General features: G+C 70.9%; 1 protein-coding gene. It reads right to left on the bottom strand.

Annotated elements, in window-relative coordinates; genetic code table 11:
- Nucleotides 1–430: 3-hydroxyacyl-CoA dehydrogenase family protein (locus tag AC1DUE_RS20400; protein WP_477041225.1), on the bottom strand; the 430-nt coding region annotated here is incomplete at both ends.

Below are 430 nucleotides of genomic sequence, written 5' to 3'. Positions count from 1 at the left end.
GCCCATGGGCAGCCCGCAGCCCAGCTTCATGGCCGCGTCGATGTCCTCACGGGAGGCGTAGCTCGCCTCGTACATCGCGGCGGCCTGGTTCAGGTAGCCGAACAGCAGCCCGTCGGCGACGAACCCCGGCCGGTCGCCCACCGCGACCGGCTCCTTGCCCAGCTCACGGGCGAGCGTGGTGACCGCCTCGACGGCCGGCGGCGCGGTCAGCACCGACGAGACCACCTCGACCAGCTTCATCGCGGGCGCCGGGTTGAAGAAGTGCAGACCGATCACGCGCTCGGGGTGCTGCGACTCGGCGGCCAGCCGGGTCACCGACAGGGCGTTGGTGCCGGTCGCCAGGATCGCGGTGGGGGAGGTGATCGCGTCGAGCTCCCGGAAGAGCTGCTGCTTGATCTCGTACGACTCGGGCACGACCTCGATGACGAGC

The organism is Cellulomonas sp. P4_A2 (assembly GCF_056402515.1).
This window is presented reverse-complemented; position numbering and strand designations above follow the sequence as displayed.